The sequence below is a fragment of the Butyrivibrio proteoclasticus genome (assembly GCF_900115735.1).
Taxonomy (GTDB): Bacteria; Bacillota; Clostridia; order Lachnospirales; family Lachnospiraceae; genus Butyrivibrio; species Butyrivibrio proteoclasticus_B.
In genome coordinates this window covers 1-15,798 of the sequence record NZ_FOXO01000018.1, presented here as the reverse complement: position 1 = coordinate 15,798, position 15,798 = coordinate 1, and the positions used below count along the sequence as shown (strand labels likewise).

Sequence of the window (15,798 nt, the reverse complement as noted above, 5' to 3'; positions counted from 1 at the left end):
ATTGTAAACTGATAATCAAATAATATCAAACTATTGTATATACATATATGGTGTATGGTGATGAAACATTGCTATAGCTACCAATAAGCCTTATACCAACGTCTGCGGTATTCGATATATCTATGCGCGAAATAATATATTTACATCCCAGTTTTTTCAGTGCAGCCGCATTGATATAAATATCATTATCTGTAACTTCTGCCATGCTCTTAGTTGCCATAACAATCGACAGGTCCGTGCCGGAATAGAGATAGCATCTTGCTCCCCATTCATCATAGTAGAGCCTTGTAGGCTCCATGCGTTCAAGAGCCGGCGCTATTACTTCTCTGAATGCCTCTTTATAGCTCTGCGGATAAAACCCAAGATAGCCATCAAGAGTATAAATACCATTATACTCAAGAATTGCCGGATGCATGCCATAAGCTACACAATACTCACCTTTTTCATACTTAAGATCGCTTTTTATCTCGTCAAAAAGCTCCGTTGAATAAAACTCCCTGTAATTCAGGGCATCATTATCATGTCCGTATACTTTATCACGTACAGTAAGCTTAGCAGTATGATACAGATCATTGTACTTAGTTGGCGCAAAGAGGACAACCAACGCAGCAACTATTATGAGCATATACGGCAATATGATCAGAGCTTTTACCTTATTTTGCCTGATACTTAACCATTTATATAAGCGATAAACCAGAATAAAGAGCATTGCGCACCACAAAAACGGGTTAAAAAAGATTGTCCTGTTATACTGAAATCCTGTCAGTGGCGGAAGCAGTGTCTCAATCACATGTTCAACTGCTTTGGAATAATAAAGGCCATAAACCAGGCAATTAAATACAATTATCAAAAAGCAAAGATTATAGTAGTCTGTAAAAATATCTTTAACATTTTTCTTTACTACGTATCTGACATTTAATAAAACCAGGTAAACAAGGCATAACGGCATTACAAAAAGCCTATGAAGGTCATCTACATGCATCATGCCGTTAACAAAAATATCAAAGCTCTCTCCAATGATCTCATTAAATGGCAAGTAAGTCTGAACCATAGTCTCTCTTATTGTTTCTGCATCAGAAAAAAGCATCATTGAAAAAAGTCTGTACTCAAAAGCCACATATCCCAAGCCTAACGCCATCAGTGCTATAACAAGGCTTATGCTAAGCTTTCTGTCTTTTATCCACAGCCAGATGATCGCAACAAACAGATATCCGAGGATAAAAAAGCCAAGGTATGAAAAATAGGAAATAAACGGATAACAGAAAATAAGCAGAATAAGTCCGAACAAACGTCTATTAAGCCCATTTTTATATGCTTTTCTCAAAAGAAATACAATCAGCGGCACCGATGCAAACGGGATTGCAAAAGCAGGAAACAGATTAAGTATTCCATACAGCAGACCAACCAAAGTCGCAAGGTTTTGAACATGTGCATTGTCTTTATCATTCACGGTCATATCCAAAAACAGTAATCTGCAGGATACAACAGCAATTATCACCTTTAGAATATAGCCAACAACATATGCTGCAAATGGCGGAAAAATCATGAATATAACCGTATAAAGTGAAAACTCACTTGGAAGAACATCCCTTGAAACTCCGCCTAAAAATGGTGCCGATACTCCATGAGAAAAGAAAATGCCCTCATTTTTCAGCATGGCAAACTGGGCCAGAAACAGATCCAGATTATCCTGTACCGCTATATAACTGTTCTCTCCAATCAATACATAGAACACCGAAACTGCAAACAGGAAAATTCCGACTACGCCAAAGCCAAATAATCCTTTTTTACCTTTGGTCTTTATTTCCATAACACAACCTCTATTTTTCAAATTTCTCCCCAATATAATCCAATAGTTTTTTTAAACCGAATGCCGCAAACGGAATCCAATAAACATAATACCTCATAGCATACCGCGATGATCCTTCCCAAAACTCATGGAATACTATTCCCCCAAATATCAGGATCAAAACAAGCATCTCAGGCTCAGAAACACTTTTTTTCTTTAAAACACTGATCAGATAAATAACTACCCCCAAATAACATATGGTCATATAAACATTCATGACCCACTGCATAATAGTAGAACCAAAACCTGAAACCAAAAATCCTGCCAGCCATGTGGGATTGTCATGATGCCTGTTTACAAGATCAAGATTATGAGTAGAAATACATACTGAATCCGCCCACTGAGTAAGGAACTTTCTCACAAAAAACCTTCCGGCATGTAAAGGCCTATCAGCAAAAACAGAAAGCGTCTCTTTGATATTCTCTATTGCTGCCGCCTTTGTAGCTTCCGTATCATACCCATTTTCTGCGAAAACATGATAGTTATAACCATTGTACCAGCCATCCTCCAGCTCACTTTCCTGCATCCCCATGGCAATGTGTGAAACAGCAGGGCTCCCTGTTGGAATCGCATCCAAGCCTGTAACGCTGCAATAATAAGAATTAACTACATTTTTGATGCCAAAAGTAAGACCAAACATTATGAGAAGGATAAGAACCGCCTTCAAAAGGCTATTCTTTCCGCCACTTGATGAAATCAGGTTCATCACAAGTATCACTACAAGCGCGATCAATGCTATCTCACAATTAGTTTTCAGCATTATAGCAAATGCGATGGCTACTCCTGCCCCTATTCCATAACCAATATCCTTTTTCTTCATATACAGGATTTCAAGGAAAAGAGCTATGGTCTGCGGTGCCATGCTCAGGATATCCCCATAGATATAGGTCACATAATTGTAAAAGAAAAGCATTCCTGCTGAAAGAACTGCCATAATACTGCAAATTTCCCTGTCACCAAAAAACTCCCAGGTCATCTGATATAAGAGATAAACAGTAATAAGAATTGACAGAAGCTGAATCAGATCCCAGGCTATATAATTACCGATTCCAAAAACAGTACACATCAACTGACCAAAAGCCACATAACCAAGCTGAAATGGCCATATATAAAGATACCCTTCTTTACTTGTCAGCGATGAATAATCACCTGACATAAAAGAATTTATAATGTCATCCAAAGTCTTAGAGTCGTTGACAGGAAGAGGTCGTATCGCCAGAATAAGCATAAGACAATACGCTGTGCAAAATGCAAGTTCAAACATAAGCGGCCCTTTTTCACGCTTAAAAACACCATTTGTTTTTAAAACCATTAACACAAAAACTACTCCTGCGCACAAAAGCAGAAGTAGTAAAATATTTTCTCTGCCGTAATGAGGCCAGTCATTGTCACAACCATAGTCATAGTAAATCGTTGTCAAAATGCTTGTCCCAAACACCAAAAAAGCCGCCACTAAAAGACAGAAAACTATTATTAAATTAAATGCTCTTTTCATCCTAAACAATCATTTATTCCTCAGCTCACCTGATGGTTCTCATCATTTAAAAGCTTTACCACATCAATCAAAGTATAAAGATATGCACCAACATAAAACAGTGAAACCACAGTCATATTGACTATATCCTTCGCACCAAAAAGGGCATAGGCATACGTTGCAAGTGAGCAGGCATTTGCTATAAACATAGGCCACACGATTTTTTTCCTGAGAAGGACCGCAAAAGGAGTCAGCAAAAGAAGCATCGCATAATCATACCTCTCATGCATCCCCGGAAGCAGTACCACACAGGTCCAAGCCGTAAATATAGTGAGATATACTACAAGCTTTCTGTCAATGTTATCCTTTCGTCTGTAACAGAAAAATGCAATGATAACCAAAACTACAAATAAAAGCATTATAGCAGCACCGGATAAAAGCTTATCAAAATTATCGAACCCAAGATTGTACAGGTTAGGGAAATATGAAACCATTCCATACCCTTCAGTGTCAAGTTCCCTGGTCTGATACAGATATGAAAGATAAGTTCTCTTAAGCCCATTCTGACAAAGCACTTCCGGAAGACCGGCTATAAAGTAAACAGCCGGAATCCACAAAAACTCCAAAATGCTAAAGGTATTTCTTTTACCGGAGTCCTTAAGAACTCTGTCATAACTATGAAATCCTTCCGTAATGTAAAGAATCAGATATATGGGTAAAAAGATAATGGACTGCAGCTTTACAGCGAAGGCAACGCCATACCATATAAAGGACGCACGATATTCCTGCTTTAACAGCTTGTATAAAGAAATCATCAAAAAGCAAGTATAAAGAGCATCTACCTGCTTCCAAAGTGATCCGTTAAAAGCAACAAACGGAAGAAACAACGTTGCTATGCCTGCAAACATTGAATGATGCTTTCTTCCTGTTAAAAGATAAAAAATCTTAAAGATAAATACCGCTGAAACAAGTTCGCAGATAAAAGCTACTATACTAAGGGGAAGCCAGGGCTCCACAGGAAGAAGCGAACACAGTGCATACATCACATTAAGAGGCACATAGTAATCACCAATAGCATTGCCAAGCCCCTTAATAATACCATTCTCCCTGTAGTAATCGACCCACACCTTGTAATAGTCATTATAATCAGGAGATAGCGTGGTTTCAGGAGCAAACTTGATCCTTATTACAACAGCCGCCAATAAAAGAAGGCATAAACAGATTTCATACATATATTTATTTATTATGTTTTTAAGGAATCTATCAATTGCCAGCTCTTTCTTCATGCCTAAACCTCTCTTACGCCTTAGCCCTTCCAGGCATTAATGCAATCAATAACTCTCTGCTGTTCTTCCACTGTCATGCCTGTGTAGATAGGAAGTGATACTACCTCATTCGCATACTTTTCAGTGATAGGAAGACTTCCCTCCGGAAGTCCTAAATACTCGTATGCCTGTGATCTGTGAGGCGGAATCGGATAATGGATAAGCGTCATGATTCCATTATCCTCAAGATACTGTCTAAACTCATCACGGGCCTTAGACTGTCCCTCGCCGTCTTTTGCAGGAACTCTAAGTACATACTGATGCCATACACAAGTAGAACCCTCAGCTACAGTTGGCTTGATCACCAGCGGATTACTAATACCTTCTGCATAGCGTCGGCCAAGCTCATATCTCTCGTTAGTGATATCTTCCATGTGTGTTAACTTAACACGTAAAAGACCTGCCTGAAGCTCATCAAGACGGGAGTTGGCGCCAACAACCATGTTGTGGTATCTCTTCTCACTGCCATAGTTTCTATATATCTTCATAAGACGTGCAAGTTCAGGATCGTTAGTTGTGATAGCACCTGCATCACCATAAGCTCCCATGTTCTTGGAAGGATAAAAAGAAAAGCATCCAAAATCGCCAAAGCTTCCTGTCATCTGACCATTATGACATGCACCATGGGACTGAGCACAGTCCTCAACAAGCTTAAGATCATGTCTCTTACAGATATCAACAATCTTAGTCATATTGGCCGCCTGACCATAAAGATGAACTACAAGGATTGCCTTGGTCTTATCTGTTATCTTTTCTTCAATCTTATCAGCATCAATCTCATAATGCTCATCAGGCTCAACAAAAACAGGAGTGGCATCGTTGATAGTAATTCCCATAACACTTGCTATGTAAGTATTACCCTGAACAATTACCTCATCACCCTTGCCAATTCCCAGAACTTTAAAAGCAAGCCAGAGCGCATCCAGACCACTTGCCAGTCCTACGGAGTACTTAGTACCGACATACTCTGCAAACTCTGTTTCAAAATTCTCAACTTCTTTTCCAAGGATGTACCAACCGGAGCGAAGTACCTCGAGTGCCTTATCCTCATATTCTTTCTGATATCTCTCAAAACCTCTGTCCATTCGGCCCTGCATTATCTTTTCCATAATTGTTTCCTCATAAATACAATAACAGTTTTATTTTTCTTCGTGTTTCTTAACTTCATCAATTATAAACGGCGGTCTCTTTCTAGCCTCTTCCAGCGCTCTCCAGATGTACTCACCAAGAATTGACAGCATAATAAATATGGCACCAAAACCAAAAAGAACTACAGCCATAATGGATGCATAGCCTAAAATCGGAGTTCCTACCGTTAACTTCTCATGAAGCACCATGATAATTCCAATCAAAGAGCACAGCGCAAACAAAAATCCCAAAGTTGCCATACATCTGATAGGAAAGTACGAAAAACTCATCATTGAATCCACAACAAGCTTAATCTTTTTGCCCAGTGTCCACCTGGACTCTCCCACTTCTCTGTCTTTTCTGTGGAAATAGATCTTTTCAGTCTTAAATCCTACCCACATAACCTGAAGTGTAAGAGAAGAGTTTTTCTCATCCATAAGTTTTAAAACTTCAATAGCTTTCCTGTCTACAAGGTAGCAATCACAGCCCCCCTGCGGCATATCCTTATTGATAGTCTTACGAACAAGATAGTAATAACAGCCTGCAAAAAACTTTTTGACAGCACTTTCATCTCTTGACTCACGAATAGCCAATACAACCTTATTCCCGCGTTTCCAGCTCTCATACATATCAAGAATAAGTGTTGAATCCTCCTGAAGATCTGCCTGTTTGGTCACAGCACAGTCGCCTGTACAAACAGAAAGACCTGCCAAAATTGCTGCATGCTCGCCAAAATTTCTGGAAAGCTTCGTACAAACCACATTCTTATCCATAGCAGCAATCTTCTGAATTACTTCCCAGGAATTATCACCGGAACCATCATCTACGAAAACAATCTCGTAGTCCCCAAGCTTTCCAAGGATCTTCTCCTTCATATCTGCATATAAAAGCTCCAGTGTATCCGCGTTATAGTACACAGGAACCACAATTGAAATCTTAGACATTTTTTCCTCTTTATACTTTATATTTCAATAACTGACTAATTAATCAACCCAGCTATCAATTTTCTCTATTAACTTCCTCCAGAAAAGCATCATAATCCCTGATATATTCACTATCAATATAATGCTCACTTGCCAGCACCAAAAGAACTGAATCAGGCGAGAAATCATACATTTCCTTCCAAACCATAGGCGCAAGGTAAAGTCCCATTCTTGGCTTATCAAGGACAACTACCTCTTTCTTTTTACCATCATCAACAAGAACCTTACTGCTGCCACTTACATTAATAAGCACGAACTGTGTATAACGGTTAGCATGATTACCTCTCTTTATATCCGGATCAGAACCGGACATATAGAACACTCTTCTGATATCGAAAGGAATATCAAAGCCTGAGCCTTCCGCAACCACGAGATTTCCTCTCTCATCGCCATATTCCTTGAATTCCAGCAATTTGTAATTCTCTTTTATTTCTTTCATTTTTAACTTCTCCAGTTTTAGTTATTCTTTGGCAAAAGAACTGTAGTCTCTTTATCAAAGTATTTAGCAGTTGCCTGATTGATCCACTCGTTGCTATCCGGGGTAACATCCATATAAAAAAGCATTTCAGGATGAACAGAATACTCAGTAAGTTCAGCGTTCTTTATGGAATCATCACGAAGGATACGCAACCTATCAGCATTCTCCTGTTTATATGTTTCGGCGCTGCCACCGGCAATATCATAAAACGCAGATGTACAAGAATAATAATCCGGTTCAGGCTTAATTGAAAGAGCTGAACCAAGCGCCAAAATAACTATGCAGCTTGCAATAATCATTGAAAATACTGGTGAAAAAGTATCGCTGCCATCTGATCCAACCTGCATTATATCTTTCACATATTTTTCATCAAAATACTGCCTTGCAGCAGCGGTCAAATAGAACTCCGTCAGAACCAGCATAAATACAAATTCCATAAATGCCAGAGCTTTAAGTCTGCCCGCATCTATATTGGCAGTGGCAAAAATAGGCGGAGTCATATTGGATGACACTAATAAAAATGCAAACAAAGAAAACAAAACCGGATGCTCAAGCCTGATCTTAAGACCTTCTGCCATTTTCCAAAAAACAGGAACCAGCATAAAAAGTATTACTATTACTTCCCATCTGGTCATATCATTAAAAAGCATATCAAAAGTATTATACAAAGATACAAAAACAGCCTTTACAGGACTCATCTGTGTTGTCTCTGCAAATCTGTTGGAATTGCCGGGACCGAAGCAGGAAAAAGAAAACCCAATAAGATTTATAACAAGCGGAATCCAGATTCTTCCAAATGCCTTCCTCTGTGCAGCATCAACACCCTGAATATTGAACTTTTCAAGCTTAACCATCACAAAAACAAACAGTAATAATACAGAGCAAATGGCAAGTTCCAGGGCTGACAGGTAATTGGCTCCTCCCATGAAAAATGCCCATATTGAAGCCCATACCAGCTTTCTAAATCTTTTCTTTTCATCAGCTTCGTATACTGACCTTAAAAGAAGTCCCAGCCAAAAAAAAGCCATTCCAAACGTGAAAGTATAGTTGATAGCTCCGCTGTACCAGTAAAATGCCTCAACTCTTGTTCCTGCGCCATTAAGACACTGAACCATCATGAACAGAGTCAACATCCTGACAGCATTTGTAAGGTCCTTGTCAAGCTGCCATGCCCTGACAAAAAGAGCATCAAAAAAATAGCAAACTCCAAATGTCAACATTCCAAGAACAAGGAAAGGTGTCAGAAAATAAAAGCTCTCACCAAAAACACTCGGACAAATACATGTCAGAATAATAGAGAAAAAATAACCTTCATATTGACTGTACACCACCCAGGATTTCTGAAGTGAAGCCAAAACTGTTCCGAAAAAATCACCATTCTGCACAAAATACTGCCTTGTTTCAAGCGCCATTGAAAAATCATCTGCTGAAGGAAAATCATAAAATCCCAAAACAAGCATCGGTATCAGACTCAGCACATAAACAGCAGTAAAAAAAATGCTTAGTTTTCTGGTATTTAGTTTTATATTGAACTTAGGTATCTTGTAACTAAACATCAATATCCTTTATTTGCAAGTTTTTATCTTAACAATTATCTTGTAGTCAAATCTTCGACTATTAACAATAATACTCCTTATACCACTTGGCAAAAGACCTAAGTCCCTCGCGAAGAGGTGTTGAAGGCTTAAATCCAAAATCTTCCCAAAGCGCTGATACATCCGCGTAAGTAATCTCTACATCGCCAGGCTGCATCGGAACAAGCTCCTTGTGAGAATCAAAATCATAATCCTGCGGAAGCACTCCCGCACTAATAAGCTCCTGCTGAAGAATATCCACAAAATCAAGAAGATTTACAGGATCATTATTTCCAATATTGTAAACCTTGTATTTTACTCCATTCTCATTCTCAAAAGGAGCTACCTGCATAACACTTACAACACCCTTAACTATATCGTCAACATAGGTAAAATCACGTTTACAGTTACCATAGTTGAATATCTTGATCTTTTCACCATTTACAAGCTTATTGGTGAAACCAAAATATGCCATATCCGGACGCCCTGCAGGACCATACACAGTAAAGAAGCGAAGTCCTGTTGAAGGTATGCCATATAGCTTAGAATAAGAATGAGCCAAGAGCTCATTGGATTTCTTAGTTGCAGCATATAAAGATACAGGATTATCAACCTTATCCTCTACGCTATAAGGAATCTTTTTGTTAGAACCATATACGCTTGAGCTTGACGCATATACTAAATGCTGAACCCCCGCATAATTATCATCCGTATTTTCAGCATCATATGAATGCCTGCATGCCTCGAGAATATTATAGAATCCAATAATATTGGACTCTATATATGCATCAGGATTCTCGATTGAATAACGAACTCCGGCTTGAGCTGCGAGATTCACAACAACCTCCGGCTTAAACTCCTCAAATACCGAGTTCACAAGCTCTTTATCCGCAATGCTTCCGCGGACAATGTCAAAAGTAGCATCATCACCTACAAGTTCATAGATTTCTCTCAATCTATCATTCTTAATCCTTGGATCATAATAGTCATTCATATTATCAATTCCGTAAATATGAACTTCCTCATAAGACCTAAACAGTTCTTTACACAGGTTTGAACCGATGAATCCAGCTGCACCTGTTATCAGTATTCTTTTTCCATTTAAATCTATATTTTTATCCAGCATTTTATTTCGCTCCCTTACCAAAAAGCACTACATAAACAGTCTTGAGCAAAATTCTGATGTCCTCTGTAAGACTCCAGTTATCAATATACTGAAGATCAAGTCTAACAACCTCATCAAAGTCCTGAATATCACTCCTGCCACTGATCTGCCATAATCCGGTAAGTCCCGGAGTCATAGACAAACGTCTCCTGTAGTGTTCATTGTACTGTTCAAACTCAGACTCTGTCGGTGGTCTTGTGCCAACCAAAGACATATCTCCCTTTAGAACATTCAAAAACTGAGGGAACTCATCAAGACTGGTCTTTCTGATAAACTCTCCAACTTTAGTAATGCGAGGATCATTCTCCATCTTGAACATGAGACCATTCATCTCATTCTGATCCTGAAGGTCTTTAAGCCTCTCCTCAGCATCAATATACATGGATCTGAACTTATAAATCTTAAATCTTCGTCCATTCTTACCAATACGAGTCTGGGAAAAGAAAACAGGTCCGGGCGAATCAAGCTTAATGGCCGGTGCCAGGAAAAGAGTGATAACACCAGTCAAAACAAGCCCCACGAAACCACCTATAACATCAATAAATCTCTTTATGAATAACCTCTTATAACTAGTGCGATTCATGCAGTAAGTGATAACAGAATATCCCATATAATCATCAAACTGCGTATGGGCTTTGCTTATCCCCGGAAGCTCCAAGTTGTAGTGAGTTGAAATACCCATTTCCTCAAATCCAAGAATTATTTCTTTCATATTGCTCTGAGGAATATTAGGAGTATTGATGAACACCTCATCAAAAGAATCTGTCAAAAGTCTCTCTGTAAGATTGTGAATCCCTTTATGTACATGCACGTCACCGACATACCATGGCTCGTTTTTAGAATCAGCGTTTTCACCGGAACCATTAACATCAACAGAATAAGCACGAACAACCTTATACCCAACAGAATCTCTTCTGTTCATAAGATTATTAATTGTTTCTTCAATCAAAGGTTTTTCTGCAACAACCACAACATTTGTGACGTTTTTTTCTGATGTCAGATGTTTTTTAAAAAACTCTTTAAAGGTTATCCTGACAGCAAGAGTAAGTAAGGTCTCAATCCATACAAAATTGAAGATCACAAGTCTTGAAAGGATTTCATACCACTGAAGGAAAAAAACTGCCACCAAAGACACAAGTGATATGACTGCCACAAACCTCACCACATTCAATAGTTCCTGAAACCATCCTCTTACAATAAAATCCCTGTTCCAGTCAGCCATAAATGTGTAGACTGTTGCCACCAGCAAAAATATTACAGAAACCAGATAATGAAGTGTCTTGTCACCATAGTCAGCTTTCGAATTGTATCTAATAAAGCTGGCTAGCATATAACTAACTATAATGCAGGCCATATCAAGAGCCCACAGAATATATACTTGCAATGTCCTATATTTTGCGTTCATACGTTCTCCCCATCAGCACATAAACTCCCCAAATAAGCTCCTCTGCAATTTAGATGCTGCCAATTTTATGTTTGTTTTTCTCTATCCAATCCTGAAGCTGTGGAATAGTCATCCACTCCTTATTATTGTCTGAAGTATAGCTGAAGCCTTCAGGAACCTTAACTCCGCCTTTAATCATATCCTCGAAGTTACCCCACTCACAAATCTGAGGTAAAATCTTATAGTGCTCAGGATACTCATATGTAAAATGTGAATCCTCTACACCGATCATCTGCTCATGGAGCTTCTCACCCGGCCTTATTCCAATCTCGACCTGCTCGGCATTTGCATCAACTGCAGTTGCTATGTCACAGATATTCATAGACGGAATCTTTTTAACGTATATCTCTCCGCCTTCCATATCATCAAATGCATGCCAAACGAGCTCAACGCCCTGCTCAAGAGAAATCATGAATCTTGTCATGCGCTTATCTGTAATAGTAAGCTTTCCGGTCCTGGCTGTTTCGATAAAGAACGGAATAACAGAGCCACGTGAGCCCATAACATTACCATAACGAACTACTGCGAATTTAGTCTTGCCACCCGTATAGGAATTGCCCGCGATAAAGAGCTTATCTGAGCAAAGCTTGGTTGCACCATAAAGATTAACAGGTGAACTTGCCTTGTCTGTTGAAAGAGCAACAAGCCTTTTAACACCTGTATCTATGCAGGCATCAATAAGGTTCATGGCACCGTTGACATTAGTCTTTATACATTCAAAAGGGTTGTACTCAGCCGTTGGAACAATCTTGGTTGCTGCAGCATGTACAACATAGTCTACTCCATTAAGAGCTCTGTAAAGTCTATCCTTATCCCTTACATCACCAATGAAAAATCTTACCCTGCTATCGCCCTGGAACTTCTTGGCCATGTTCCACTGCTTCATCTCATCACGAGAATAGATAATAATCTTCTTAGGGTTATATTTTGCAAGAGTCATAGGCACAAATGTGTTGCCAAAAGACCCTGTTCCTCCTGTGACCAAAATGGTCTTATTTGTAAGCATTCAAAAAGCCTCCTAAAACAAATATACTTATACTATTGCATTATAATTCAAATTAACATTATACATCATACCGCATGGTTTCAGCAACGATTCAGATGAGAAATGTCCAAATACTTAGGAAGTCCGTCTTCGTAATACTGTTCAACTTCCCCTTGAATAAGTGGCCTTAAATACTCTATGAGTTCTTTTTTTACATCATTGCCTGATTCGTTTATCCACTCGGCAGGTACCGATTTGGCTTCATTAGCTATGTCCTTTATCTGTGCATAGCTGTATTCAACCTGATACGGATCATTGCTAAGCCTGTTAAGAACAACCATACATCCTGTCTGGCCCTCTCCGGCTAGTTCAACTGCCTTTTTGCCCTGTGCAAAAGACTCATCAAGGTCAGTCCTGCTTGCCAGATGCGCAGCACATCTCTGAAGAACATTAATCTCAACGGAACGAACCTTAACACCTATATTCTCTTTTACTATGAACTCAAGCGCCTTACCGGCACCTGAAAGCTGCTGATGACCAAAGGTATCAGCCATAGCTTTGCTGGAGGTGATATAATTACCATCCTTATCTCTTATTCCTTCAGACACGGCAACAATTACATTATCACGCTTTGCCAGTTCATTTCGTACATCCGTCAAAAAGCGTTCCTTGTCAAAGGCTACTTCCGGAAGATAAATAAGGTGCGGCGCTGAGGAATAGCTATTCCTTGCAAGAGCCGCTGCCGCCGTAAGCCATCCCGCATCGCGCCCCATAATCTCCACGATAGTCACAGACTTAACAGCGTAGATAAAAGTATCGTGGGCAATCTCAAGTATTGAGCCTGCTATATACTTGGCTGCAGAGCCAAATCCAGGCGTGTGGTCTGTATGGCACAGATCATTGTCTATGGTTTTGGGCACACCTATTATCTTTATATCTGATCCAATTTCCCTGGCATAATTCGAAAGTTTAAGCACAGTATCCATACTGTCATTTCCACCAATGTAGAAAAATGCTCCAATATTAAGTTTTTTAAACTGTGAAAAAATAAAAGAATATGAAGAATCATCATCCTTATATTCAGGAAGTTTAAACCTGCAGCTTCCCAAATACATAGCAGGAGTATGAGTTAAGAGTTTTATAAAATCAGGATCTTTTGCTGCCTTATCTGTCAAATCAAGATAGTTCTCCGACATGACACCTAAAATGCCATTAATTGCCCCATAACATCGGTCAAACTCAACAGAATCAATAGTAGCTTTCAAAACTCCTGCAAGGCTGGCATTTATCGCAGAAGTTGGTCCCCCCGACTGTGCAACAAGTACATTTTTGATGTTCATTAATAAGACTCTCCTTATAAATTTAATTTTTGGCAGTCCTATTGTAACAGAAGATGACTGTATTGACAAAAAAAACGGTAAACAATAAGCGGCCAGATTAAAAATCCGACCGCCATAATACTCCATCAAAAATCAAGTTCATACTTCACTTTATCATGAACATCGATGTCTTTACCAAACTGCACCTCAATAACCTGAAGCTCTGTATCAGCAATGATCGTATGCTTAGAACCGGCATGCAACATTACAGTATCTCCCTTGGTAACTGATGTTTCCTTACCATCAACTATTACTCGTCCGTTACCTGAGATTATATTCCATGACTCATTTCTTCTTTCATGGCTATGGTAGTTCATCTTATGTCCTGCATGAAGAGTAACCTTAACTGTAAGGCTTTCTTTTTCTACATCAATAACCTTATAGCTGCCCCAACTCTTGTCAGCAAACATGATCTGCTGATCAAATTTATCTACAAATGGTTTAATATAACTTGACTGTGCTTTATCAGATACCAATATACCTTCAGGAGAAGCTGCTATAACTGCATCTTTCATTCCCATACATAATACAGGAACATCAAGGCCATTAAGTATATGAACATTTTCACATTTATCGTTCATAACACCCTTACCAATAATATTCTCCGTCATTGCTTCTGTAAGAGTATTCCATGTGCCTAAATCTTTCCATATTCCTGAAAATCTGGCAACGCCAATGCTGTCTTCTTTCTCAACGACAGCGTAGTCAAAGCTTATCTTTTCAAAAGAATCATATCTATTAAGGAAATCCTCATAATCAACGTAATCAATCAGCTCATGCGCTCTGTTCAAAACATAACCAAGCTTATATGCAAAAACGCCGCCGTTCCACAGCGCACCTTCCTTGATATATTTCTCGGCTGTTTCCAAATCAGGCTTCTCTTTAAACTCTTTAACTTTACTAAATTTCTCAGAACTTTCCGGAATAATATATCCATATTTTTCGCTGGGATATGTTGGCTCCATTCCTAAAAGATTCAGATTATAGTCACCTTTTTCAGCCATTTTTGAAAGCAAACCAAGGGCTTCAAAATAATCAGCTTCCACATATGGATCAACCGGACATACAACAACCGGCTCATCAAGTCCTACTCCATTTACGTCATGTAAATAATTAGTAGCAAGCGCTATCGCAGGAAAAGTATCACGTCTGCATGGTTCAACCGATAAATCAACATTTTCCAATATCTGGCTGTGGATAGAAGATACCTGGCTCTTTGAAGTAGCTATTGTAACATTGGCATTTGGATCAACACTTTTTATTCCCTTATACATTCTTTGAAGCATTGATTCATAAGAGCCATCGTCATTTTTAAATATTTTAATAAACTGCTTACTTCTAACATCATTGGAAAGTGGCCAAAGACGCTTTCCTGAGCCACCGGACAATAAAATAATATTTAGAGACATTTTTTTAACAATCCTTTCTATAAAAAAGAATGTCGCTTGCGACATTCTCGCGCCGAGCGCGGTTGCATTTATGCAACATCTTCCAATCGCGCGATGTGCGCATCCTTAGCGGAGCGATTTTTTATAACATAGGAAGCAATTTCCTATGTTATAAAAAAGCCCCATTTCTCATGAAACGGGGCTCAAAATCATTTATTTATACCCTTTTCAAGGAACTCTGCAAGATTAAACTTAACATGCTCATTGGCTCTCTCAACAGCAACCTTGGCCATATCGTGCTCAACCATGATCCTTACAAGGTCTTCAAAAGATGTTGTCTGTGGATTCCAGTGAAGCTGCTCTTTTGCCTTTGTAGGATCGCCCCAAAGGTTTACAACGTCTGTAGGTCTGTAGAAATCAGGTGAAACCTCTACAAGAACCTTACCCGTTGCCTTGTCATAACCCTTCTCATCTGCACCTTCGCCCTTGAACTCAAGCTCGATACCTGCATAGTGGAATGCAAGCTGTGCAAACTCTCTGACTGAATGCTGAACACCTGTTGCAATAACGAAATCTTCAGGCTTGTCATTCTGAAGGATAAGCCACATACACTCTACATAATCCTT

The 15,798-nt window shown here is 39.1% G+C and carries 13 protein-coding genes; all 13 read right to left on the bottom strand.

Annotated elements, in window-relative coordinates:
- Window positions 1-25: 25 nt before the first annotated feature.
- Complete coding sequence (locus BM146_RS11600; RefSeq protein ID WP_074888993.1) at window positions 26-1,810, bottom strand: DUF6044 family protein; 1,785 nt, start codon at window positions 1,808-1,810, stop codon at window positions 26-28.
- A gap of 10 nt (window positions 1,811-1,820) precedes the next feature.
- A complete protein-coding gene (locus tag BM146_RS11595; RefSeq protein ID WP_074888990.1) occupies window positions 1,821-3,344 on the bottom strand; it encodes a glycosyltransferase family 39 protein in 1,524 nt (507 codons plus the stop codon).
- A 20-nt stretch (window positions 3,345-3,364) separates the two neighbouring features.
- Complete coding sequence (locus BM146_RS11590) at window positions 3,365-4,609, bottom strand: glycosyltransferase 87 family protein (protein WP_074888987.1); 1,245 nt, start codon at window positions 4,607-4,609, stop codon at window positions 3,365-3,367.
- 20 nt (window positions 4,610-4,629) lie between these two features.
- Window positions 4,630-5,757, bottom strand: a complete 1,128-nt coding sequence (locus tag BM146_RS11585; protein WP_074888984.1) for a DegT/DnrJ/EryC1/StrS family aminotransferase — start codon at window positions 5,755-5,757, stop codon at window positions 4,630-4,632.
- 30 nt (window positions 5,758-5,787) lie between these two features.
- The gene (locus BM146_RS11580; RefSeq protein ID WP_074888981.1) at window positions 5,788-6,720 is read right to left on the bottom strand and encodes a glycosyltransferase family 2 protein; all 933 of its coding nucleotides are present in this window, start codon (window positions 6,718-6,720) and stop codon (window positions 5,788-5,790) included.
- Between the two features lie 55 nt (window positions 6,721-6,775).
- On the bottom strand, window positions 6,776-7,198 hold the full coding sequence (locus BM146_RS11575) for a sugar 3,4-ketoisomerase (RefSeq protein ID WP_074888978.1): 423 nt from the start codon (window positions 7,196-7,198) through the stop codon (window positions 6,776-6,778).
- Window positions 7,199-7,215: 17 nt separating this feature from the next.
- A complete protein-coding gene (locus BM146_RS11570) occupies window positions 7,216-8,793 on the bottom strand; it encodes a hypothetical protein (RefSeq protein WP_074888974.1) in 1,578 nt (525 codons plus the stop codon).
- A gap of 61 nt (window positions 8,794-8,854) precedes the next feature.
- A complete protein-coding gene (locus BM146_RS11565; RefSeq protein ID WP_074888972.1) occupies window positions 8,855-9,937 on the bottom strand; it encodes an NAD-dependent epimerase/dehydratase family protein in 1,083 nt (360 codons plus the stop codon).
- Between the two features lies 1 nt (window position 9,938).
- The gene (locus tag BM146_RS11560; RefSeq protein ID WP_074888969.1) at window positions 9,939-11,381 is read right to left on the bottom strand and encodes a sugar transferase; all 1,443 of its coding nucleotides are present in this window, start codon (window positions 11,379-11,381) and stop codon (window positions 9,939-9,941) included.
- 49 nt (window positions 11,382-11,430) lie between these two features.
- Window positions 11,431-12,426 (bottom strand): UDP-N-acetylglucosamine 4,6-dehydratase (inverting), encoded by a 996-nt coding sequence (gene pseB / locus BM146_RS11555; RefSeq protein WP_074888966.1) that lies wholly within the window; start codon window positions 12,424-12,426, stop codon window positions 11,431-11,433.
- An 80-nt stretch (window positions 12,427-12,506) separates the two neighbouring features.
- Window positions 12,507-13,745, bottom strand: coding sequence for a 6-phosphofructokinase (locus BM146_RS11550; protein WP_074888963.1), 1,239 nt, complete (start codon window positions 13,743-13,745; stop codon window positions 12,507-12,509).
- 125 nt (window positions 13,746-13,870) lie between these two features.
- On the bottom strand, window positions 13,871-15,193 hold the full coding sequence (locus BM146_RS11545) for a sugar phosphate nucleotidyltransferase (protein WP_074889165.1): 1,323 nt from the start codon (window positions 15,191-15,193) through the stop codon (window positions 13,871-13,873).
- A 188-nt stretch (window positions 15,194-15,381) separates the two neighbouring features.
- Window positions 15,382-15,798: GDP-mannose 4,6-dehydratase (locus BM146_RS11540; RefSeq protein ID WP_177201646.1), on the bottom strand; the 417-nt coding region annotated here is incomplete at its 5' end.

Bases quoted from the DNA above. Each gene is read 5' to 3' on its own strand.
- BM146_RS11600 (WP_074888993.1), bottom strand. From the start codon at position 1,810: ATGGAAATAAAGACCAAAGGTAAAAAAGGATTATTTGGCTTTGGCGTA.
- BM146_RS11595 (WP_074888990.1), bottom strand. From the start codon at position 3,344: ATGAAAAGAGCATTTAATTTAATAATAGTTTTCTGTCTTTTAGTGGCG.
- BM146_RS11590 (WP_074888987.1), bottom strand. From the start codon at position 4,609: ATGAAGAAAGAGCTGGCAATTGATAGATTCCTTAAAAACATAATAAAT.
- BM146_RS11585 (WP_074888984.1), bottom strand. From the start codon at position 5,757: ATGGAAAAGATAATGCAGGGCCGAATGGACAGAGGTTTTGAGAGATAT.
- BM146_RS11580 (WP_074888981.1), bottom strand. From the start codon at position 6,720: ATGTCTAAGATTTCAATTGTGGTTCCTGTGTACTATAACGCGGATACA.
- BM146_RS11575 (WP_074888978.1), bottom strand. From the start codon at position 7,198: ATGAAAGAAATAAAAGAGAATTACAAATTGCTGGAATTCAAGGAATAT.
- BM146_RS11570 (WP_074888974.1), bottom strand. From the start codon at position 8,793: ATGTTTAGTTACAAGATACCTAAGTTCAATATAAAACTAAATACCAGA.
- BM146_RS11565 (WP_074888972.1), bottom strand. From the start codon at position 9,937: ATGCTGGATAAAAATATAGATTTAAATGGAAAAAGAATACTGATAACA.
- BM146_RS11560 (WP_074888969.1), bottom strand. From the start codon at position 11,381: ATGAACGCAAAATATAGGACATTGCAAGTATATATTCTGTGGGCTCTT.
- pseB (WP_074888966.1), bottom strand. From the start codon at position 12,426: ATGCTTACAAATAAGACCATTTTGGTCACAGGAGGAACAGGGTCTTTT.
- BM146_RS11550 (WP_074888963.1), bottom strand. From the start codon at position 13,745: ATGAACATCAAAAATGTACTTGTTGCACAGTCGGGGGGACCAACTTCT.
- BM146_RS11545 (WP_074889165.1), bottom strand. From the start codon at position 15,193: ATGTCTCTAAATATTATTTTATTGTCCGGTGGCTCAGGAAAGCGTCTT.